The sequence below is a fragment of the Prevotella sp. HJM029 genome (assembly GCF_000599605.1).
GTDB lineage: Bacteria > Bacteroidota > Bacteroidia > Bacteroidales > Bacteroidaceae > Prevotella.
The window spans coordinates 1-253 of sequence record NZ_AZHT01000142.1 but is presented as its reverse complement, the minus strand read 5'-3'; the positions used below and the strand labels follow the sequence as shown (position 1 = coordinate 253).

Genomic DNA, 253 nt, shown 5'->3' with positions numbered 1-253 from the left:
GCGTATTCGTAATGCTGGCATCAACAATGGCGCCACGCTTTACAATGATTCCTTTAGCTTCCAATTGCCTATTAAACTCCTCAAGAAGCGTATCATACAAATCCGCTTCAACAAGAATGTTGCGAAAACGGCACACTGTAGTACTATCAGGAACAATATCTTCCATGCCAAGACCTGCAAAACGACTGAAAGACAGGCGGTCGTTAACCTGATCTTCAACTTCTCCGTCACTCAGACCATACCAGGTGCGGAG

General features: G+C 45.5%; 1 protein-coding gene. It reads right to left on the bottom strand.

What is annotated here, in order from left to right; all coding sequences use genetic code 11:
- Positions 1-253: IS5/IS1182 family transposase (locus X919_RS14970; protein ID WP_036917414.1), on the bottom strand; the 253-nt coding region annotated here is incomplete at both ends.